The 20,607-nt window shown below is 66.8% G+C and carries 17 protein-coding genes; 9 read left to right on the top strand and 8 right to left on the bottom strand.

Going from position 1 to position 20,607, the window contains the following annotated elements; genetic code table 11:
• Window positions 1-16: 16 nt before the first annotated feature.
• The 3 genes from ABD709_RS19310 to ABD709_RS19300 form a co-directional block, all read right to left on the bottom strand.
• A complete protein-coding gene (locus ABD709_RS19310; RefSeq protein ID WP_344778515.1) occupies window positions 17-688 on the bottom strand; it encodes a hypothetical protein in 672 nt (223 codons plus the stop codon).
• Between the two features lie 73 nt (window positions 689-761).
• A complete protein-coding gene (locus ABD709_RS19305; RefSeq protein ID WP_344778513.1) occupies window positions 762-3,593 on the bottom strand; it encodes an aconitate hydratase in 2,832 nt (943 codons plus the stop codon).
• 81 nt (window positions 3,594-3,674) lie between these two features.
• Window positions 3,675-5,564 carry an ABC transporter ATP-binding protein gene (locus ABD709_RS19300; RefSeq protein ID WP_344778638.1) on the bottom strand — a complete coding sequence of 630 codons (1,890 nt, stop codon included), beginning with the start codon at window positions 5,562-5,564 and terminating at the stop codon, window positions 3,675-3,677.
• Window positions 5,565-5,613: 49 nt separating this feature from the next.
• On the opposite strand from ABD709_RS19300, the gene ABD709_RS19295 reads away from it, so the two are divergent.
• Genes ABD709_RS19295 through ABD709_RS19285 form a run of 3 tightly spaced genes read left to right on the top strand, consistent with a single transcriptional unit; the run spans window position 5,614 to window position 8,202 of the window.
• The gene (locus tag ABD709_RS19295; protein ID WP_344778511.1) at window positions 5,614-6,423 is read left to right on the top strand and encodes an ABC transporter permease; all 810 of its coding nucleotides are present in this window, start codon (window positions 5,614-5,616) and stop codon (window positions 6,421-6,423) included.
• Complete coding sequence (locus ABD709_RS19290; RefSeq protein WP_344778509.1) at window positions 6,416-7,231, top strand: ABC transporter permease; 816 nt, start codon at window positions 6,416-6,418, stop codon at window positions 7,229-7,231. The genes ABD709_RS19295 and ABD709_RS19290 overlap by 8 nt, the downstream gene beginning before the upstream one ends.
• The gene (locus ABD709_RS19285; RefSeq protein WP_344778507.1) at window positions 7,228-8,202 is read left to right on the top strand and encodes an ABC transporter ATP-binding protein; all 975 of its coding nucleotides are present in this window, start codon (window positions 7,228-7,230) and stop codon (window positions 8,200-8,202) included. The genes ABD709_RS19290 and ABD709_RS19285 overlap by 4 nt, the downstream gene beginning before the upstream one ends.
• A gap of 4 nt (window positions 8,203-8,206) precedes the next feature.
• On the opposite strand, the gene ABD709_RS19280 is transcribed toward ABD709_RS19285, so the two are convergent.
• Window positions 8,207-8,893 (bottom strand): hypothetical protein, encoded by a 687-nt coding sequence (locus ABD709_RS19280; protein ID WP_344778505.1) that lies wholly within the window; start codon window positions 8,891-8,893, stop codon window positions 8,207-8,209.
• Window positions 8,894-9,121: 228 nt separating this feature from the next.
• On the opposite strand from ABD709_RS19280, the gene ABD709_RS19275 reads away from it, so the two are divergent.
• Entirely contained in the window at window positions 9,122-9,700 is a 579-nt protein-coding gene (locus ABD709_RS19275) for a dihydrofolate reductase family protein (protein ID WP_344778503.1), read from the top strand.
• Here ABD709_RS19275 and ABD709_RS19270 read toward each other — a convergent pair.
• Window positions 9,690-11,000 (bottom strand): HNH endonuclease, encoded by a 1,311-nt coding sequence (locus ABD709_RS19270; RefSeq protein ID WP_344778501.1) that lies wholly within the window; start codon window positions 10,998-11,000, stop codon window positions 9,690-9,692. The genes ABD709_RS19275 and ABD709_RS19270 overlap by 11 nt on opposite strands.
• A gap of 400 nt (window positions 11,001-11,400) precedes the next feature.
• Between ABD709_RS19270 and ABD709_RS19265 the strand changes: the two genes are divergently transcribed.
• The 5 genes from ABD709_RS19265 (at window position 11,401) to ABD709_RS19245 (ending at window position 17,095) form a co-directional block, all read left to right on the top strand.
• Window positions 11,401-11,637 (top strand): hypothetical protein, encoded by a 237-nt coding sequence (locus tag ABD709_RS19265; protein ID WP_344778499.1) that lies wholly within the window; start codon window positions 11,401-11,403, stop codon window positions 11,635-11,637.
• Window positions 11,638-11,714: 77 nt separating this feature from the next.
• Complete coding sequence (locus ABD709_RS19260; RefSeq protein WP_344778497.1) at window positions 11,715-13,658, top strand: hypothetical protein; 1,944 nt, start codon at window positions 11,715-11,717, stop codon at window positions 13,656-13,658.
• A gap of 18 nt (window positions 13,659-13,676) precedes the next feature.
• Entirely contained in the window at window positions 13,677-14,411 is a 735-nt protein-coding gene (locus tag ABD709_RS19255; RefSeq protein ID WP_344778495.1) for a hypothetical protein, read from the top strand.
• On the top strand, window positions 14,408-15,295 hold the full coding sequence (locus tag ABD709_RS19250; protein ID WP_344778493.1) for an SIR2 family protein: 888 nt from the start codon (window positions 14,408-14,410) through the stop codon (window positions 15,293-15,295). Before ABD709_RS19255 ends, ABD709_RS19250 begins: the two co-directional genes overlap by 4 nt.
• A gap of 168 nt (window positions 15,296-15,463) precedes the next feature.
• A complete protein-coding gene (locus ABD709_RS19245; RefSeq protein WP_344778491.1) occupies window positions 15,464-17,095 on the top strand; it encodes a hypothetical protein in 1,632 nt (543 codons plus the stop codon).
• 282 nt (window positions 17,096-17,377) lie between these two features.
• Here the strand turns inward: ABD709_RS19245 and ABD709_RS19240 are convergent, their stop codons facing one another.
• From ABD709_RS19240 to ABD709_RS19230, 3 genes are all read right to left on the bottom strand, one after another.
• A complete protein-coding gene (locus tag ABD709_RS19240; RefSeq protein WP_344778489.1) occupies window positions 17,378-18,601 on the bottom strand; it encodes a cutinase family protein in 1,224 nt (407 codons plus the stop codon).
• Window positions 18,602-18,806: 205 nt separating this feature from the next.
• Window positions 18,807-19,391, bottom strand: coding sequence for a hypothetical protein (locus ABD709_RS19235; protein WP_344778486.1), 585 nt, complete (start codon window positions 19,389-19,391; stop codon window positions 18,807-18,809).
• 276 nt (window positions 19,392-19,667) lie between these two features.
• Window positions 19,668-20,516 (bottom strand): IS3 family transposase, encoded by an 849-nt coding sequence (locus ABD709_RS19230; protein ID WP_344778636.1) that lies wholly within the window; start codon window positions 20,514-20,516, stop codon window positions 19,668-19,670.
• Window positions 20,517-20,607: the final 91 nt, after the last annotated feature.

Here is a 20,607-nt window from a genome sequence, read left to right as displayed (position 1 = left end):
CGGTCCCCCAGCCCGGTCAGAAGACCTTGTAGGCGCCCGGGGTCAGGAAGAAGCCCTTGTGGAGGGAGCTGTCGATGCAGGTGACACCGATCTGCTCGACGACGCAGGAGATGTTCCCGGAGGTGACCAGCGTGGTGGGCTGGACGGTGTCGGCGCCGGGCTGGCGGATCGTGTCGGTGTTGCACTCGGGCTCGGCGCCGGACTTCCGGATCGACACCCGGCCGACGAACTGGCTCGGCGCCTTCGCGCAGACCTGCGGGTCCTTGATGGCGCCGGAGCGCAGCTCGCAGGACGGCGCCAGGTACTTGCTCTTCAGCACGCAGTAGATCGAGTCGCCCGGCGTCGAGAACCGGCTCAGGGAGCTGGTGCTGCCGTCACTGCGGGCGGCCTGGACGTGCGCCTGCGCCTGGACGTACGTCGTCGGCGGCTGGCCGATGTCGACGGGCGGCGCGGACGACGTCGGCGCGCTCGATGTCGACGCGGTCGACGACGAGGCGCTCGGCGAGGAGGAGCCCTGCGTCGGCGTCGGCGCGCTGGAGGTGGCCGGCGGCAGGGCCGGCGAGGTGGTCATCGTGTCGGGCGCCGAGGGGGTCGTGCCCGCCTCCGGGTTGTCCTCGCCGCCGCAACCGGCGGCGAGGCCGAGAACGGCGACCAGCGCCGTCGTACCGAGGATCTTCGCGATGCGCATGGGCTCCATCGTGGCATCCGGGCGTGACGACGGCCCGCCACCACGCGGGTGACGGGCCGTCGGGGGGCTGGTGTCAGCCCTTGAGGAGTGACCGGAGGACGTACTGCATGATGCCGCCGTTGCGGTAGTAGTTCGCCTCGCCGGGGGTGTCGATCCGCACCACGGCGTCGAACTCGACGCCGCCGTCGGTGCTGACCTTGACCGTCCGCGGGGTGTCGCCGTCGTTGAGCGCGGTGATGCCGGAGATGGAGAACGTCTCCTCACCGGTCAGGCCCAGCGACTCGGCGCTCTCGCCCTCGGGGAACTGCAGCGGGATGACACCCATGCCGATCAGGTTGGAGCGGTGGATCCGCTCGTAGGACTCCGCGATGACGGCCTTCACGCCCAGCAGCGAGGTGCCCTTGGCCGCCCAGTCGCGCGACGAGCCGGAGCCGTACTCCTTGCCCGCCAGCACGACGAGCGGGGTGCCGGCCTCCTGGTAGTTCACCGACGCGTCGTAGACGGTCGTCACCGGGGCGTCGTCCGCCGAAGACGCGGAGAAGTCGCGGGTGAAGCCTCCTTCGGTCCCGGGAGCGATCTGGTTGCGCAGCCGGATGTTCGCGAACGTGCCGCGGATCATCACCTCGTGGTTGCCACGCCGCGAGCCGTAGGAGTTGAAGTCCCGCTGCTCGACGCCGTGCTCCGCGAGGTACTTGCCCGCGGGCGAGTCCTTCTTGATCGCGCCCGCCGGGCTGATGTGGTCGGTCGTGACCGAGTCACCCAGCTTGAGCAGGACCCGCGCACCCTCGATGTCGGTGACCGGCTCCGGCTCGTCGGGCATGCCGTCGAAGTAGGGGGGCTTCCGGACGTAGGTCGACTCCTCGTCCCACGCGAACGTCTTGCCCTCCGGCGTGGGCAGCGACTTCCACTGCTCGTCGCCGGCGAACACGTCGGCGTAGTCCGTGGAGAACATCTCCGACGTGATCGCGCCCGCGATCACCTCCTCGACGTCCTTCGCGGACGGCCAGATGTCCTTCATGAAGACGTCGTTGCCGTCGCTGTCCTGGCCGAGCGGCTCGTTGAACAGGTCGACGTCCATCGAGCCGGCCAGCGCGTAGGCGACCACCAGCGGAGGCGACGCCAGGTAGTTCATCTTGATGTCCGGGTTGATCCGGCCCTCGAAGTTCCGGTTGCCCGACAGCACCGAGACGACCGCGAGGTCGTTCTCCTGGACCGCCGCCGAGACCTCGGGGATGAGCGGACCGGAGTTGCCGATGCAGGTCGTGCAGCCGTAGCCGACCAGGTTGAACCCCAGCTTGTCGAGGTACGGCGTGAGGCCGGCCTTCTCGTAGTAGTCGGACACGACCTTCGACCCGGGGGCGAGCGTCGTCTTGACCCACGGCTTGCGCTGCAGGCCCTTCTCGACCGCGTTCTTGGCGAGCAGCGCCGCGCCGATCATGACCGAGGGGTTCGACGTGTTGGTGCAGGAGGTGATTGCTGCGATCGTCACGGCACCGTGGTCGAGCTCGAACGTCGTGCCGTCCTCGAGCGTCACCATCGCCGGGTTGCTCGCGCGGCCGCCGTCGGTCGGGGCCGCCGAGACGTAGTCCTTGGGCGGAGCCGAGCCGTTGCCGTTGTGCGAGGGCACGTCGGATGCCGGGAACGACTCCTCGACCTCCTCGTCGTAGCCCTTGGTGTCCTGCTCGTCGGTGTCGCCGGTGTCGACGTAGTCGGTCAGGGCGCCGCGGAAGGCCTCCTTGGCCTCGGAGAGCGAGACCCGGTCCTGCGGACGCTTCGGACCCGCCAGCGACGGGACGACGGTCGCGAGGTCGAGCTCGAGTCGCTCGGAGAAGCGCGGCTCGGCGGCGGGATCGTGCCAGAGCCCCTGCTCCTTGGCATAGGTCTCGACCAGCGCAAGCTGCTGCTCGGAGCGGCCGGTGAGCTTGAGGTACTTGACCGTCTCCTCGTCGATCGGGAACACCGCGATGGTGGAGCCGAACTCCGGGCTCATGTTGCCGATCGTGGCGCGGTTGGCCAGCGGCAGGGCGGAGACGCCGGGTCCGTAGAACTCGACGAACTTGCCGACCACGCCGTGCTTGCGCAGCATCTCGGTGATGGTGAGAACCAGGTCGGTGGCGGTGGCGCCCTCGGGCAGGTCGCCGTTGAGCTTGAAGCCGACGACGCGCGGGATCAGCATCGACACCGGCTGGCCCAGCATCGCGGCCTCGGCCTCGATGCCGCCGACGCCCCAGCCGACCACGCCGATCCCGTTCACCATCGTGGTGTGGGAGTCGGTCCCGACGCAGGTGTCGGGGTAGGCCTGGGTGACACCGTCCACCTCACGGGTGAAGACCGTGCGGGCCAGGTGCTCGATGTTGACCTGGTGCACGATGCCGGTGCCCGGCGGCACGACCTTGAAGTCGTCGAAGGCGCCCTGACCCCACCGCAGGAACTGGTAGCGCTCGCGGTTGCGCTCGTACTCGATGTCGACGTTGCGCTGGAACGCCTCGGCGTTGCCGAAGACGTCGGCGATCACGGAGTGGTCGATGACCATCTCGGCCGGCGCGAGCGGGTTGATCTTCGAGGCGTCACCGCCGAGCTCGGCCATCGCCTCGCGCATGGTGGCGAGGTCGACGACGCACGGCACGCCGGTGAAGTCCTGCATGATCACCCGGGCCGGCGTGAACTGGATCTCCTTGTCCGGGTCCGCGTTCTCGTCCCAGCCCGCGAGGGCCTTGATGTCGTCGGCCGTGATGTCGGCGCCGTCCTCGGTGCGGAGCAGGTTCTCCAGGAGCACCTTGAGCGAGTACGGCAGGGAGGCGACGTCGAGCCCCTCCCCGGTCACCGCGTCGAGACGGAAGATCTCGTACGACGAGTCGCCCACCTCCAGCGTGCTCTTGGCTCCGAAGCTGTCCTGGCTTGCCATCCCGCGTCTCCGTCCTCGTCGACCTTTGCCCGTGCACGGTCATCCTGCCACCCACGCGCTTTATCTTGACATCAAGATATCTTACCTGGTGGTGCCGGTCAACGCGCCGGGGTCCTCGTCGCCGGCGAACTGCGTCCGGTACAGCTCCTCGTACCTGCCGCCGGCGGAGAGCAGCTCGGTGTGCGTGCCGCGCTCGACGATCGAGCCGTCCTCGACGACGAGGATCAGGTCGGCGGCGCGGATCGTCGAGAGCCGGTGGGCGATCACGATCGCCGTCCGCCCGGCGAGGGCCTCGGCGAGCGCCGCCTGGACGGCCGCCTCCGAGGTCGAGTCGAGGGAGGCCGTCGCCTCGTCCAGGATCACCACCCGTGGCCGCTTGAGCAGCAGCCGCGCGATGGTGAGCCGCTGACGCTCGCCACCCGAGAGCCGGTAGCCGCGCTCCCCCACGACCGTGTCGAGTCCGTCGGGCAGCGACCGGACCAGGTCCGCCAGCCGCGCTCGCTCCAGCGCGTCCCAGAGGTCGTCCTCGCCCGCGTCCGGGTCGGCGAGCAGCAGGTTCCCGCGGATCGTGTCGTGGAACAGGTGGCCGTCCTGGGTCACCATTCCCACGGCGCCACGGATCGCCGCCGCCGTCAGGTCGCGTACGTCGACCCCGGCGAGCCGGACGGCCCCGGAGTCGACGTCGTAGAGCCGGGAGACCAGCTGCGCGATCGTCGACTTCCCGGCGCCGGACGAGCCCACCAGCGCCACGACCTGCGCCGGGTCGGCCCGGAACGAGACGCCGTGGAGCACCTCCTCGCCCCCGCGGGTGTCCAGCGTCGCCACGGCCTCGAGCGACGCGAGCGACACCCGGTCGGCGGCCGGATAGGCGAACCGGACGTCGTCGAACTCGACGGCCACCGGCCCTTCCGGGACCGCCCGCGCGTCAGGCCGGTCCTGGATCAGCGGCTCCAGGTCGAGCACCTCGAAGACCCGCTCGAAGCTGACCAGGGCGCCCATGATCTCCAGGCGGGCGCTCGCCAGCGCGGTCAACGGGGCATAGAGACGCGTCAGCAGCAGGGACAGCGCCACCACGTCACCCGCGTCGAGGCTGCCGCGCAGGGCGTAGTAGCCGCCGAGCCCGTAGACGAGCGCGACCGCCAGCGCGGAGACCAGGGTCAGCGCGGTCACGAAGGTCGTCTGCACCATCGCCGTCCGCACCCCGATGTCGGCCACCCGGCGCGCCCGCGCGGCGAACTCCGCGGACTCCTGCTCGGGGCGCCCGAACAGCTTGACGAGGGTCGCGCCCGGCGCCGAGAACCGCTCGGTCATCTGGTTGCCCATCGCGGCGTTGTGCTCGGCCGCCTCGCGCTGGATCCCCGCCACCCGGCGCCCGATCCGCCGCGCGGGCACGAAGAAGACCGGCAGCAGCACCAGCGCGAGCAGGGTCACCCGCCAGGAGATGCCGAGCATCACCACGAGCGTCAGGACCAGCATCACGGCGTTCGACACTACGCCGGAGAGGGTCGTGCTGAACGCGCGCTGCGCGCCGATCACGTCGTTGTTGAGCCGGCTGACCAGGGCGCCGGTCCGGGTCCGGGTGAAGAACGCGATCGGCATCCGCTGGACGTGGTCGAAGACGGCCGCGCGCAGGTCCAGGATCAGCCCCTCCCCGACCCGCGCCGAGAGCCAGCGGGTGCCCAGCCCGATCGCGGCGTCCGCGATCGCGATCGCGGCGATCACCAACGAGAGCCGGACCACCACGTGCACCGCGTCGCCCCCGACGATCGCGTCGACGACCCGCCCGGCCAGCACCGGGGTCGCCACGGCCAGCGCGGCGCTCACGACGCTCAGCACGACGAACCCGATGAGCTTGCGCCGGTGCGGCCGGGCGAACTCCAGGATCCTCCGAGCCGTGGCCGCGTTGAAGGCCCGCCGCTCGTCGGGCGCCATCATCTGTCGGTGGAGCTGCGTCCACGCAGCCGACTCCATGCTCACGACGTGACCCTACGGCGGGGCGACGACATAGGGTGCTTCCGCTATGCGCGCGACGATCCGTACCTACTGGCGGATCCTCGCGGCAGGCTTCCGCCGGCAGTCGGCGTACCTTGCCGCCGCGTTCGGCGGCCTGGTCGCCAACACGACGTTCGGGTTGCTGAAGGTGGCGCTGCTCTTCGCCACCGTGCGCGCGGCCGGCGGGAGCCTGCAGGGCTACGACGTCGCGACCATGAGCACCTACATCTGGGTCTCCCAGGGGCTCCTCGGGTCGGTGAACCTCTTCGGCCGGATCGACATCGCCGACCGCATCAAGAGCGGCGACGTGGTGGTCGACTTCCTCCGTCCGGTCGACGTGCACGGGGCCGCGGTGGTGACCGAGATCGGGAAGTCGCTGTTCGCGCTGATCCCGCGCGGCATCCCGTCGGTGCTGATCGGGGCGCTGGTCGTGGGGATGTCTCTCCCGGACGACGTGGCGGCGTACCCGATCGGCGCGTTGAGCATCCTGATCGGCATCGCGCTCTCGGCCGCGACGGTCTACCTGGTCGTGGCCGCGCCCGGGTTCTGGCTGGTCGAGACCCGCGGGCTGCAGATCCTCTACATGGTCGTGTCCGGGTTCCTCGCGGGCCTCTTCGTGCCGATCTGGCTCTTCCCCGGGTGGCTGCAGGCCGTCGCCCAGGCGACACCCTTCCCGGCGATGCTGATGTACCCCGTCGACGTCCTGTCCGGCCGGGTCGACGTCTCCGGCGCCCTCACCCTCGTGGCCGCGCAGCTCGGGTGGCTCCTGCTCGTCGCGGCCACCGGCCAGACGCTCACCCGCGCAGGGCGGCGACACCTGGAGGTGCAGGGTGGCTGACGTGCTCGCGGCCCGGCTGCGTCCCTACCGCGCCGTGCTCGCGTCGCGGATCCGCGCGCAGCGCTCCTACCGCGCGAGCTTCGCCCTCGACCTGGTCAGCTCGCTGCTCGTCGGCGTCATCGAGCTCGCCGAGGTGTGGGTGCTGTTCCACAACGTCGTGCGGCTCGGCGGCCTGGAGTTCTCCCAGATCCTCCTCGTCTTCGGGATCGCCGACCTGTGCTACTCGCTCGCCGACCTCTCGTTCGGCCACTGCGACACGCTGCCGACGTACCTGCGCGCCGGGACGCTCGACATCTTCTACCTGCGGCCGCAGCCGCTGCTGCTCCAGCTGATCACGAGCGACATCTCGCTCCGCCGGCTCGCACGGGCCGCCGTCGGTCTGACCGCGCTGGTCGCCGGACTCGTCGTCAACGACATCGACTGGACGGCGGCGCACGGCCTGCTCCTGGCGGTGGCCATCGTGAGCGGCTACGCCACGTTCGCGGGCATGTTCGTCTGGGCGGGTGGCGTGCAGTTCTTCCTCGTGGAGGGCGCGGAGACCACCAACGCGTTCGTGTACGGCGGCCGCTATGCCGCGACCCAGCCGGCCTCCGTCTGGGATCGGCCGCTCTGGGCGGTGTTCGGCTTCTTCTTCCCGATGGCGTTCACCGGCTTCCTGCCGACCCTGACCCTGCTCGGGATCGCGGGACCGGGCTGGCTCCCGGGATGGGCCGGCTGGTGCGCGCCGGTCGCGGGGGCCTGGACCTGGCTGCTGGCGCTCGGGAGCTGGCACGCCGGCGTGCGGCACTACCAAGGAGGCGGCGGATGAGCACACCCAGCACGGACGCGATCGTCGAGACCGCCGGCCTCACCCGCGAGTTCCGGGTCCGCGACGGACTGCGCCGCAGGACGGTCACGGCCGTCGACGACCTGTCGGTGCGGATCGCCCCCGGCGAAGCCGTGGGCTACATCGGCGCCAACGGCGCGGGCAAGTCGACCACGATCAAGATGCTCTGCGGCATCCTCGTCCCGAGCCGAGGCTCGGCCACGACCTGCGGTTTGCGGCCCGTGCCGGACCGGCGGCGGCTGGCCCGCGAGATCGGCGTCGTCTTCGGCCAGCGCTCCCAGCTCTGGTGGGACCTCCCGGTCCGCGAGTCCTTCCGGATCCTCGCCGCGATCCACGCACTCTCCTCCACCGAGGAGCGGCAGCGGACCGACGAGCTCGTCGAGCGGCTCGAGCTCGCCGGGTTCCTCGCGACGCCCGTGCGGCAGCTCTCCCTCGGGCAGCGGATGCGCGCGGAGGTGGCCGCGGCCCTGCTGCACTCGCCGCGGCTGGTGATCCTGGACGAGCCGACGATCGGCCTGGACGTGCTCTCGAAGCAGCGGCTGCGCGAGTTCCTCATCGAGGAGCGCCGGACGCACGGCACCACGCTGTTGCTGACCACCCACGACATGGGAGACGTGGAGCGGCTCTGCGACCGGGTATTGGTGATCGACCACGGGCGGCTCCTCTACGACGGCGGCCTGCCGGGACTCTCGCGCACGGTCGGCGCCGAGCGCGTGCTCGTCGTCGACCTCGCCGAGCCCACCGACGACCTGACCGGCATCCCCGAGAGCCGCCACCTGCAGTCGGAGGGCGGTGGGCTGCGCCAGCGGCTCGCGTTCGACGCGGAGGCCACCACCGCGGCGCGCGTGCTCGCCGCGGTCAGTGGGCGGGTCGACGTACTCGACCTCACGGTGGAGGAGCCGGAGATCGAGGACGTCGTCCGCCGCATCTACGCCGCGCGCCGCCGAGCGTGACCCGTCAGTCGGTCGCCGCCAGCGTCCAGTCGCTGTCGGTCGCGGTGCCGGCGCTGTTGTAGCAGAGCACCGTGATCGTGCTGGAGCTCCAGCCGCCGACCTTGCACCAGACCGCGCCGCCGCCGTAGCCGGACACGACGATGTTGCCGCCGCCGAGGTTCAGCCCGGTGAAGGTGATGCTGTAGTTGCCTGCGCTGTTGTGGACGACGTTCACCGCGCCACCGGACCGGTTGTAGGTGTAGCCGTTGTTGGTGATGTCGGCGTTCGCGGACGCTGAGTTGTTCCACGCGTAACCGCGCACGATGCCCAGGTTCGCGGTCCCGAACACGCTGGGGCTGTTGATGGCACCGCTGGAGAGGCCGTTCGCCGTCGTCGCCGTGTTCGCGTTGTTGGCGTTGTTCGCGTTCGGCACCTGGCCGAGCGAGTTCTCGTCGACGTCCGAGCCGGTGAGCGAGTCGTCCGCGACGTCGGTGCCGGTCAGGGCGTTGTCCTTGGCCTGGATGCTGCCGACGGCGTTGGGGTGGATGTCCCTGCCCTTGACCGAGCCGTTGATGATCTGTGCAGAACCGACCGAGTTGTGCGGCACCAGGGTCGCAGCCACCGCGGCGCCGCTGCCACCGATCGCGATGAGCAGCGCCGCCGTGCTGGCGACGTTGGCGTAGGTCATGCGTCCCTTGAGCTTGCTGAACATGGGTGGACCACCGTTCTCTCTCGTCAATGGGTCAGATGGTCAGCCAAGACCAGATCCCCGACCGGCACCATGACGCGTACGGGCGGGCCCGGACGGGCCATCGGCGGCCCTGGGCGCCGCACGGAATGGCTAGTCGTAACAGGTGATTTGTGACCACATTTCGGCGAGCTGTCGTATTCGAGGGCGGTGGTTCGTGGTGAGGTCGAGACACCACCGAAGGAGAGAACCATGCGTGACCTGATCTACAGCGCGTTCGTGTCGATCGACGGCGTCGTCGACTCCCCCGGCGGCGGCGGGGGCGAGACGCACCGAAGCGCCGGCTGGACGTTCAAGGACATCGAGTTCCGGCCGGAGGCCTACGAGCTCAAGGGCAGAGAGATGCAGGAGGCCGGTGCCCTGATGTTCGGCCGCACCAGCTATGAGGCGTTCGCGCCGGTGTGGCCGGACATCGACGACTTCGCGGTCGTCAAGGACATCCCGAAGTACGTCGTTTCCACGACCCTCGCGGAGGACGCGCTGGTCGACAACTGGGGCGAGACGACGATCCTCCGGTCAGCCCAGGACGTCGCGACGGCCAAGGCCGCGGACGGCGGACCGATCCTGATCGCGGGCAGCGCCACCCTGGCCCGCACCCTCGGGGACGCGGGCCTGATCGATCGCTACCACCTGCTCGTCTTCCCCGTCGTGCTCGGTGCCGGGAAGCGGATGTGGAGCGACACCGACAAGGAGAAGCAGTCGTTGCGGGTCGTGGAGAGCGAGACCTATGGCAACGGCATCCAGAAGCTGGTCCTGGACGTCAGGCGGTGAGCTGGTAGCGCCCGGGGGCGACCCGGACGTAGCGAGGTTCTCGCCAGCCGACGGGCGGTGGGGCATGGCTGAGGTAGCGGTGCCCGGTCGGGGTGATGGTCTCGATCCCGTCGTCGGTGGGTCGCTGTCGCCATCCGGGTGCTTGTTTGACGTGGTTGCAGTCCTCGCACAGTCCTTGGCCGTTGGCTGCGCTCGTCGCACCGCCGTCCTCGACGGGGACGACGTGGTCCGAGTGCCGGACCGGTGCGCCGCAGTAGGGCGTGGCGCAGATCCCTTGGCCGCGGAGCGCTAGGAAGTCGCTGAGCCCGGCGGGGAAGGTCCGCTGCTTGCTGGTCATCGCCACCAGTCGGCCGCGGTGGTCGGCGTAGAGCTGACGGATCCAGGTGTCGAGGTCCCCACTCAGGGAGTGCGCTGCGAGCAGTCGGGCGATCTCGGCCGGGACGACCTCGTCCTCCACGAGGCCCGGGGCGTGCCCACCGAGCAGGGTGGTCGCCGACATGGTGAGGTTGATCCCGACCGGCACGGCCGGGGGCGCCTCGCCGGTGCTCATCGGGACACCAGTCACCCGCGAAACCAGCAGGTCGGCCATGATCTGGCCCCTGCTCCGGGGGTCACCGGCCGCCACCAAGGTGTTGGCGTCCCGCTTCAGCGCCGCATGCACCGAGACGCCCTGGCCGACCGGCAGCAACGCGGTGAGGTAGGTCATCGTGTCCGGCGCCGGCCGGCAGGTCACATGGCGGTCCTTGGCCGCGTTCCTCGCCCGGTCCACGACCGCCTTGGGATCCAGCTCGTAGGCCAGGCGCTTGACCTTCGCCACCAACCGGCGGGTGCCCAGGCCCGCCAGCGCCGTCGGGTCGGCGCACATCTCCTCGTCGACGAAGGACCGCTGCTCAGCGCTCAGGCACGCGGTCTCCCGCAGCACCAGCATCGCCCGCCACTCGTTGAGAGTGCCGTCCTTGAGCCTCGCCACCAGGTGCGGCATCTCCGCGCAGGCGACCTTCGCGAACCCCAGCAGCACCTGGCCCCGGTGCGGGGACTCCTTGCGCGCCAACGCGATCTCGGCCGCGACTCCCCGACCCTGCCGCCGGGCGGGAACCCCCCGCGCCGACTCCGCGCTACGCCGCGCGGCGTCGTAGGCGACACTCGCCTCGGCCTGCACCGCGCAGGCCGCTGACTTCACGGTCTCGAGCAGGCCGATCAGGTCGATCAACGCCGCCGGATCCACCGGCAGCCCCCCACCTTGCAGCGACGCGCACAGCTCAGCGAGCTGCTGCGCTGTGCGGGCGTCCCGGAAGGCCATACAGATAGTCTAATCGAACATCTGTTCGATCGCAAGCTGCGCGCATGCCTTCCCGGCGTCAATGTGGGTCGAGGTGCTGCCTCTCCGAAGGCGCCCAGTTCGCCCAGATTGGGGAACCGCCCGAGCGGCCGTCCGCCTTGTGGGATAGGTAGGGCCATCTGACCTGATCTCAGCGGTGGACCAGGCCGGCATCGGCTCGTCCCCGCAGCCCACCTCGCAGACCTTGAGAAGTCCTGACTTTGCCGCACGCGGGGCGGAATGTTGTCGTAGCGTCCGTCAGACACAGGATGAAGAGACCTCGCGGCCGGCCGACACGATCGACAGCAACTGTCAATCTGACACGCCGACGCACGGCTGCTAAGGTCTCCAGGTTGCCGATGGGCAGGAATGAGTGAGTCAGATGGACAGGCGTGAGGTGCAGCGCAAGCTGGTCGCATCGGAGACCTTCTGCTTTGCCGGCGCCCGCGACTTCCCGAAGGTGTACGAGACGCTGACTCGGCACCACGTTGAGCCCGTTGGCAGCATCTCTGGCCAGCTGTCGTCGTATGCGCACCCAGACCCAGATGCGGACGCTTATAAGGTCGTCCTCGATCTGAAGTCGGGGGACATCACTGTCACTGCCCTTCGCGACGAGTGAAGCGGTTTCTGGCTGTCAGGCGCTCACATCCCGGACAGCTGATCGTGCACCTTGTCGACGCGGCGAGCACGGAACTCGTGGACGCGACCGCTCGAGTGAGCGCTGTATACCCGCTCGCAAACGAGGCTGACGCGCCGCTGCCCTCCAGCGGGTACCTGGTGTTCCTGTTTCCGCGCAGCGCCCAGACCGTGCTGAGCAAGCTGACACGACATGTTGGCGAAGGGATCGCCGTCTTCGCCAGTCACGGTCTTGCATCAGTGATCCTCGTGGTCACGGGGGGACCCGACTCGGAAACGGACGCCGACGGCGCGGAACGGACGCGAATCGATGACCTGCTGGATCTTGTCGATGGCGATCTGTGCGCTGCCGAGATTTGGCCGTTTGAAGGCGAGACAGTTCTCGAGACCCAGACAACCGTCCGACACTGGTCACCTGCTAGCGCTCCCGCGACGTTCGAGGATGTCGAGGCGAGCGATCTGCCTTACGAGGTTCGAACTGAGGTCGAACAATTCAACCTCAACTTCCAATACTTCTGGGCGCGAGCATACAAGTACTGCGACGAGTACGAGGACTTGGCGGCATGGCTGCAAGAGACCGTAAGTGACATAGCGAGAACGGTGGCTGCGTATGCCCGGGCGGACACCGACCCCGCGTCGCTCGATAATCCGCAACAGCACTACGGCCTCGTCAGTCTCCTGGTTGAGATCAACGCCTGTCTGACGATGCTCAACTCGCAAGCCGTGGGAGTCACTCCTCCGCTTACCCAGTCTTCCTTTCCGGTTGGCGAATATTCCCTGTTGGGAATCGGGTCGGCAGCGCGAGCTGCGTGGCGGATCTACCGGCATATGAGCGACATCTTTGCGAACGCGCAACACCTGGATCGGCTGCACGCGATGCGCCATGGTGCCCCGTTCGACTCTGGGGTTGTGCCGTACCGCTTCAACCCAGCCTCCTGGGAGAGTTCGCCCCTCTCCATCGAGACACAGCCTCCCGGTGCCGATCCATCTCCGCCTCGGCGTCACATTGTGTACTTCAGTTCGAGATGGGGCTTCCACCAGACAATTCAATCGGTCAGCCTCAGTTGGCAGTGCATCAACGGCAACGCCGCGACTGACTGGAACCTGTTGACTCTGTCGCACGAGTTCCTCCACTCGCACCTACGCGAGCTGCTCGATGAGCTCTTGCTCGTGCAAGACGACGCCGAACTCGCAGCACTCGTCGAGGCCTACAACTCCGGTGAACCAACCACGTGGAGCATCGCCGCAAAGCAGTTCCTGCTGCAGCGCTTGCGCTGGATCGATCACGGGCTTCAGCTCATCGCAGCTCGCGATACAGCAGAACAGAATGGCCAGAGCCACGTCGAGATTGTGCGCAGCGCCCCGATGACTGCCGAAGAGGCTCATCACCTCTTGCGAGACCGTCTTCGATTCCTTGAGGAGGTCATCGTCCACGTCATGGATTACATCTACTTCTACGACGCCGATGACGAGCTCTTTGTCTCGTCACTGTGGCATTCGTGGGCTCTTGTGCCCAACGTCCAACCGAAGATCGACGAATACGTTCTTCGAACGCTGCTCGCCCTGGCGAGCACCTGGCGCTCCCACGACGAAACCCAAGCATTCGACGACGCGTCCGCTCGCCTTGATTCCTGCTTGGCGTCAATCCTGGATGCGGGCGATCATGGGCTCGTCGGGCTCGCCCGAAGTGTCCTGGACGAGGGTGAAACCAACGTTTCCGGCTCCGGTCGCACGGACCTGCGTACGCGATTCGGGATGGCCTTTCCGTTGGTGCGTTGGACCAAGCAGTTTCTGATCTCAAGCGAACTCCACGCCAAGCTTGCACACGACGAACTGCGCGTTGCCGGTGAACGGGCATACCCCATCGACCCTTGGGAGTTCCCAGACAGCAGGATCGAGAGCCCGACAGGGTTCCTGCTCGACCGTTTCCGTCGGATGACTCGCGCCTACGAGAACGACCGTCTCGAGTCCGACAGCCTCTGGCAGCTGCTTGTGTTGATCTAGGTGCGTAGGAGTGACGCCATGAAGTTTGAGCCTCGACGCTACTCAGCGGTGCTTCTCGCGGCCGACCGCTCTTTGACCGCGCGTCAACTGCTCATGGCGCTGGACTGCGAGCGGAGCGGGATCAAACCTGTCACCCCCATCGGCGAGTGGTCCGTCGGAGCGGGCACCGTGAGAGTACGGGCCAACTATTCCAGGTCGAGCCGGGCGGTCGCTGATGATGACGGGCTGTATCCGCATCGCGTTTTCGTCGCTGATGCCACCATCGACGGGCGGCCTTATCATCTGGTTGCGTCTCCGTACGTACGGTTCCTCGCGAAGTGTCTCAAGCGCCTTGACGACAGTCGGCCGATGCCGCTCATCTACTTCAAGCCATCGATGTCCGACGTCTTTTCGCACTTCGAGACGACGCGGCCGACCCGCCTCGCCGCAACCCGAATTTCGGTTCTGATGGAAGGCGACGTCGGCTTAGAGATCGTATCGCTATCTGGGCGGAATCCCCTGCGAAGCGATCTTCGTCACGCCCTCCTCGGCGTCGCCAGCCCGTATGCGATTCGGGTCAAGGGAACGTTTATCGAGAAACGCCCCGTGAATATTCATGCTGACAGGCACGGCAATATTTGGTGCCACCTTGGAAGCGAGGAGGCTCTCATCAATATGGCAGCCTTCGCGAGTGTAATGATCCGAAACGGACACCTGGCCCCGACGTCCAGCTCGCCGCTCCTTCGTCTTCCCGGTGAGGATTCGGATCTGTGACGCCTGCATATCTTCGCGTTCCGGACACAGCCGCCTCCATGCTGGCAACAGAACTGCGAACCGGCCAGTTGACGTTGGTGCTTGGCGCAGGGGTGTCTCGCGGCATGGGTCTACCGCCGTGGGGCGAACTGGTGGTCGCTCTCGAAACCAACGCCGAGACGAGCATCGGCTCACCCGACGCCAATGCGGATGAGCTTATGCGGCGCACCGACGTCGTTCGTCGTGCGGTCGGCGACTCCGAGAAGTTCCTAGATGCGGTTCACGCTGCCCTTTACGAGGGTGCGCGCCTTCTAGGTTCCCAGTATCCGGAAGTGATGCTTGAGTCGCCTATGCTCATCGCCCTCGGAGCGTTGGTCATGTCTTCGCGACGCGGAAGTGTAACCGACGTCTTCACGCTGAACTTTGACGACGTTCTTGATTGGTACCTGCACTTGCATGGCTTTCGCACCCAAATCGTGAGCGAGTTGCCAGTTCTCTTCCGGGGGGACGTCGATGTTCGCATTCATCACTTTCACGGATTTCTGCCACTGATGTCCACTTACGACCGCTCACGTTGGCTCGTTCTGACCCACCAACAGTTTGTGCGTCGGTTGGCTGAACCAACGTCATCTCCGTGGTCAGCGGTGATGGGCGCAGAATTCTTGTCGAAGACGGTCCTGTTTGTTGGAACCAGCATGTCCGACCTAGACGTCGACGTCATCCTTTCTCGCACGGCGGACCTCGTTGGCGGTTCGCGCCCACTCGGCTTCGTCGTGGGCACCAACGTGCCGGATGACCGGATAGCGGACCTCGAAGAGAGGGGCCTGGTTCCCGTTTCCCTTCCGACCCGCGACGACGTTCCCCGCTTTCTGCTTTCAATCTGCCAGAAGGCGGCGCAGGTCTGAGTCCTAGGCGCGGATTGCAGCACAGCCGAGGGGTGGGCCCGTCCTTGTTCCGGTCAACCAATGCCTGAGAGTAGGCGGCGAAGACGAAAGTCGTCGAAGCCGCGCCGCCGCTCAGGGAACCCTGCCCATCCGGACAACAGGCCGGTGGCAGTGGACCCAACCGTCCGGATGGTCACGGAGAGCTTCACTGCAGCTCGGAGCGGCCTGCCGGGCCCAGGTGAGCTCATTGCCGACGCACTTCCGCCCTCCCCGAAACCAGGCAGCGCGCTAGATCCGGTAGCGGCCAGCGAGTACCTCACTCGAGTGCGCCTGACGCTAGAGGCTCTGGCTGACCAGCTGGCTCAGCTGTACCCGCCTGATCAATGGATCTGGTACACCAGACGCCTGTCAAGTGATCTGTTTTCCGGGCATCTGGTTACGACCCAGTTCGCAGATCACGGCGTCCTCGAAACCCTCACGGGTCTGTCGCGAAATCAGGAGGCCGGAGTCACGCTTGGACCCGAGGGACGCACCATCTTCCCGTTCGGGGTCGAGGATCTGCGACCGGTCGCGTCGATGGCTGCAGTTGCTGTCGCCCTGAGTCAAACGCACTCCTGGATTCGGCGCGCCGGCAAGGGAACCGAATTTGTGGTCCGGTCGGACGATTTGCCCGAGCCCGTCCTCGACGCCGATCTGGAGGGGGCGATCTCCGTCTTCGACGAGCGGGTCGCGGCGGACCTCCAACTGCACTGGCATCCCGCCCTTGAGTTGAATGCGTCGAACGACAAGGTTCACCACCTGCTCGGTGTAACGATGGTGCTCGGACAGTGGCCAAAGGTTCTGGCGTGGGAAGGTCGCCTCCTGGAACGTCGGTGGATCTGGCTCGAGGGTCAATTTCACATGAAATTGATGACACTAGATGGTCTCTTGGACACGGTGGCCGTCGCCGGGCAGTCTGGAACCCGATGGTGGAAGAAAGGAACTCCCTCCGTCGTCGCGTTGCTTCAATCTCTCTGGTACGAGGCGACATTTATGAGTGATTCAGTTGGCAAGAATGTACCGAAGGTCGGGTACATCCGCCGGAAGCGCGACCTCGCAGAGCATTTTCTTGATCTCACTCTCCCGCTGTTGCAGGACGATTTAGAGACCGTGTTTCCAGGTGAGGTGCCTAAGAGCGGTGCGCAGGTCCTCAACGATCTTGAATCTGTCGGCCCCGACCTCTGGCCGATACAGCCGGGCCCAGTCGCGAGGAGATCGGGCGATGAGGTCAGCCTGGACATCTGGGCCGCCTCAGCTCGACTCCACCACGACCTGCTCATTCCCCCGCAAACAGGGGGCGAGATCGTAAACGCCACCGCGTTTCGGTTCGAGCGAGTCGTTCAGGACCGAATCGATAAGACGCCTTGGGTACCATCCGCGAATGCCCGTGCTCTCACCCGAGGACACCTGAAGCTCAATGGCAAGACGTTGACTGACATCGACGCGGTTGCCGAAAAGGACGGAGTTCTCCTCCTGATCTCCTGCAAGAACCTCCCGTTCTCTCCTGCATACGATGCCGGGGAATATCGCGTCATACGAAATGTCGCTTCCACTGTCGATAACGGGGTCGAGTTCTGGCGCAAGATCGTGCAGAAACTGCGCTCGGACCCGACGGGCGACAACTACGACGTCAGTACGTTCGACGAAGTTCACGGAGTTCTCGTCACACCGCACACAACCTATAGCCGGGATTCACAGACTCTCCGGCTCCTTCCGATCGACGGCCTAACAGTGCGGGCGGCCGCGAGCCTGGGAGAACTCCTGAAAGCCCTGGATGGGTGATGGCTCGTAAGCAGGGCCTGTAAGCGCAGGGCGTCGGCGCGCCGTCCCGCTGGCTGGCGGATCGGCGCCGTGCCCCAGACCTTGGGCCTGGGCGGAGGCGTGCTGGCCCTTTCACGCCGCGCCGTGATCACCCCACCATGACCGTCCAAGAAGAATGGGCATGCAGTACGTCGGGCTACCGACCCGGTGAGTGCGTCACTTCGCCGCGACTAGGACGCGCCTGGGCTAGCGACAACTTCGTGAGACGCCGACGTCGCGACGAGGGACCGCGCACCAGATGTGCTAGTCGACCCCGTCCAGATACCGGATTACGAAATGTCCGTCCACCTTCCCTAGTATCAGCGCGTAATGGCCAGGGGTGGGCGAGTATGCCTGCAGCGTGAGGCTGCACTGGAAGTCTCTCCTACTCAGTCCGTAACAGTTCACGACGCCGCCGGGATCGGCCGCCATGTGCGAGATAAACCGCTCGGGGGTCGTGTACGCGTCCCACACCGACCACAGCGCATCAGCATCGCCCGTTTGGCCCCAGTCAAGGACCTGCTGTGCAAAGGCCCGCGCTGCCTTCGTTGACGGCGGGACGAACTTGGCAAGCCACTGACCTGCACGCACTGTGGCCTGACTGCCGTATGACAGGTGGGTGTCCGTCACCTTCGTCGCCCACTTCGTTGCCAAGGCCCGGTATACGAGGTCCTCCCACCGGTGAGGAATCCGACACACGAGATCATCGGCCAGGCAGTACGAGCTGACCCGATCACGGATCATCCAGCTGTACGGGGCGTACCAAGAAGCCGGCACCCGCTTGGGGAACGCAGCGGCCCAGCCGATACCGAGGTCGGAGTCTCCGCCTGTCGGATCCCAACGGACGATCGGTTCAGATGAGCTGTAGGTGGGATCACCGAGCAGGACGACCCCGGCGATGTAGGGCATCCCGTGGGACTCAGGTTCGCTGAAGTGCTTTGCCAGCCAGTGCATGGCGATTCGTACCGACCATGCACCCTGCGAGTAGCCGATGATCTGGAACCGTGGCGCGCCGAGGCATCCATTGTTGTCATCGAACCTGGCCAGGATTGCGTCAACCAGCGCGTCGGCGCCCGACTTGATGCTGGCGAGGTACGCGTCAGGGTCAGTGATTGCCGTCTCCACCGGCAGCGCCGGATACACGACACCCTGACGCACGGAGGTAACCCCACGACCGTTTGCTTCGCCCTGAACCTCGCCAGCCGTCAGTTCTCCAGGTTCCCCGAGGCCCCAGGCGGTGTCGGCGTTGTAGGACGCGGAACTGAGTGGGTCGCCGCCATTGTCAGGCTGAGGGAGTTCGTTGGACCCGCGAACCGAGAGGATCACCATGTCGGGACATTGATCGACCCCGGGCCACTCGATGCTCGACCCCGCCGCGCCAGATCCGGATTGGACGGCCGCTAAGCCCTTGGGCGCCACCGCTAGCGAGAGGACGGCGACGCAGACGGTGACGGCCGCGAGCATGCGACGTGAAAATGGCAGCACCACGGCTCGGTTCCTAACATCGCGAACGGCTCTGCCCGAGCGAGCACATGGTAGAGCCCAGGCCTGGCCGACCGCTGGCTATTGATCAACATGACGATCCAACGGAGATGAGGCCGACAGGCCCCAAAGACCGGCTCGGACGCCCTCGTGAAGGTGCTCCACGGCTAGGTGCGAATTGCGTCTAACCGCCGCTAGCGACCAAGGATCGCTAGTAGTCGGTGAGGTTCCATTCCTTGAACGAGACCACCCATCGCCCACCCTTGCGGTCATAGTTGACCAGTACGTCGAGCTTGCCGTGGCACCCGCCTGCGTAGTCGATGGCGACGTAGCCCATGCCGGGCCCGCCGTCCAGGTTGCCGCCCTTGGCACCGCCCGTGAACCTCTTTTGGAGGCGGTGGCGCGACATCCCTCGGTGGATCTCGCGGAACTCGGTCCTGGTCACCGCGCGGTCAAGGCAGTGACGCGAGGGTTGGGCTTGGGCCGGCGTGACCGTCATGACGACAGGTAGTGCTGCAACGCAGGCCACGGCGGTGATGGCGGACCACATCGGGCGCTGAAGCATCCGCTTGGACCTCCGGTCCGTAGGCGGCTGGGTGCGCTCATGAGGACTCACGGGCGCCAGTACACCAAAGTTGGCGGGCGTGTCGCAGACGAACCAGCGAGATCGCGAGGTCGCAATCAGCGAAGTGTTCGGCCGGCGAATCGCTAATGAATCATCAGGACTGAGAATCGTGCTGGTGTGGCGGCAGTGAGCCGGGAGCAGGATCGCGGCGTCGTCGGCCTGGAACGCCACCGCGGCGAGCCGTGACCGGGCACCCCGTGCTCCGCAGCGTTGCGGGAGATTGCGCGCCCGAGGCGTCGAACGATGAAGGTTGCGTTGGAATCGACCCCGTGAGCGAGCGCTGCCGCGTCAGGCCCGTCAAGCCGCTGATCGCCAGACGCCCTCGGCTGCGGCGAAAGCTCCATGGTTTGAGGTTGGGGGCGGGGCATCCGACAAACGGGCAACCCGACGAGTTGTCATAGAAGGAAGGAGCCTGACCCGGTTCTCCGGACACGGTTGGTTGGTTGATCATGCCGCCGGGGTGGCGGCGGTGTGAAGAGCCTCGAACTCGGCGGGGCTGAGCATGCCGAGCGAGGTGTGCCGGCGGCGGGGGTTGTACCAGGCCTCGATCCATTCGAAGATCGCGCCGCCGAGCTCGTCGATGGTCTGCCAGTGCTGCTGGTCGAGCAGCTCGCGCTGCATGGTCGACCAGAACGACTCGATCATCGAGTTGTCCACCGAGGAGGCGACCCGGCCCATGGATCCGAGCAGTCCGGCGTCGCGCAGGCGGTGCCCGAAGACCCAGGACGTGTATTGGCTGCCCCGGTCGGAGTGAACGATGGTGCCTTCCGGGCGGCGGCGCCAGGTCGCCATCTGCAGGGCGTCGACGACCAGGTCTGAGCGCATGTGGTCCGCGATCGACCAGCCCACCACGACGCGGCTGAACACGTCCAGGACCGCGCAGCAGTAGACCTTCCCGCCGCGGGTCGGATGCTCGGTGATGTCGGTGCACCACAAACGATCCGGGCCATCGGCAACGAACTTGCGTTGCACGAGGTCTTCATGGACCGCGGCAGCCGGCCGGTGGCGCTTCTTCGACTTGTGGCTGATTCCGGCGACCTCCAGCAACCGCATCAACCGCGCGACGCGCTTGCGGCCGACCTTGACGCCCATCCCCAGGCGCAGCTCTGCATGGACCCGTGGGGAGCCGTAGGAGCAGCGTGAGTCGGCGTGGATCGCCACGATCGCGTTCGCCAGGTAGGCGTCCTCGAGGTCGCGGTCCGACGGTGGTCGCTTCGCCCACTCGTAGTAGCCCGATCGTGAAACCCCGAGAACCCGGCAGGTTGAATCGCCCCGGGTCTGATGGAGGCTCTCAATCCATGGAGGATGAGAGTCATGGCAGCACCCAGGAAGTACCCCGACGAGCTGCGTGAGCGGGCCACCCGGATGGCGGTCGAACTGCGGCAGG

It is taken from the genome of Nocardioides panacisoli, assembly GCF_039537325.1.
In the GTDB taxonomy this organism is placed as follows: domain Bacteria; phylum Actinomycetota; class Actinomycetes; order Propionibacteriales; family Nocardioidaceae; genus Nocardioides; species Nocardioides panacisoli.
This window is presented reverse-complemented; position numbering and strand designations above follow the sequence as displayed.

Excerpts from the sequence above, each read along its gene's own strand:
- ABD709_RS19300 (WP_344778638.1), bottom strand. The coding sequence starts at position 5,564 with ATGGAGTCGGCTGCGTGGACGCAGCTCCACCGACAGATGATGGCGCCC.
- ABD709_RS19295 (WP_344778511.1), top strand. The coding sequence starts at position 5,614 with ATGCGCGCGACGATCCGTACCTACTGGCGGATCCTCGCGGCAGGCTTC.
- ABD709_RS19245 (WP_344778491.1), top strand. The coding sequence starts at position 15,464 with ATGGTCACGGAGAGCTTCACTGCAGCTCGGAGCGGCCTGCCGGGCCCA.
- ABD709_RS19305 (WP_344778513.1), bottom strand. The coding sequence starts at position 3,593 with ATGGCAAGCCAGGACAGCTTCGGAGCCAAGAGCACGCTGGAGGTGGGC.
- ABD709_RS19275 (WP_344778503.1), top strand. The coding sequence starts at position 9,122 with ATGCGTGACCTGATCTACAGCGCGTTCGTGTCGATCGACGGCGTCGTC.
- ABD709_RS19310 (WP_344778515.1), bottom strand. The coding sequence starts at position 688 with ATGCGCATCGCGAAGATCCTCGGTACGACGGCGCTGGTCGCCGTTCTC.
- ABD709_RS19285 (WP_344778507.1), top strand. The coding sequence starts at position 7,228 with ATGAGCACACCCAGCACGGACGCGATCGTCGAGACCGCCGGCCTCACC.
- ABD709_RS19255 (WP_344778495.1), top strand. The coding sequence starts at position 13,677 with ATGAAGTTTGAGCCTCGACGCTACTCAGCGGTGCTTCTCGCGGCCGAC.
- ABD709_RS19265 (WP_344778499.1), top strand. The coding sequence starts at position 11,401 with ATGGACAGGCGTGAGGTGCAGCGCAAGCTGGTCGCATCGGAGACCTTC.
- ABD709_RS19270 (WP_344778501.1), bottom strand. The coding sequence starts at position 11,000 with ATGGCCTTCCGGGACGCCCGCACAGCGCAGCAGCTCGCTGAGCTGTGC.
- ABD709_RS19280 (WP_344778505.1), bottom strand. The coding sequence starts at position 8,893 with ATGTTCAGCAAGCTCAAGGGACGCATGACCTACGCCAACGTCGCCAGC.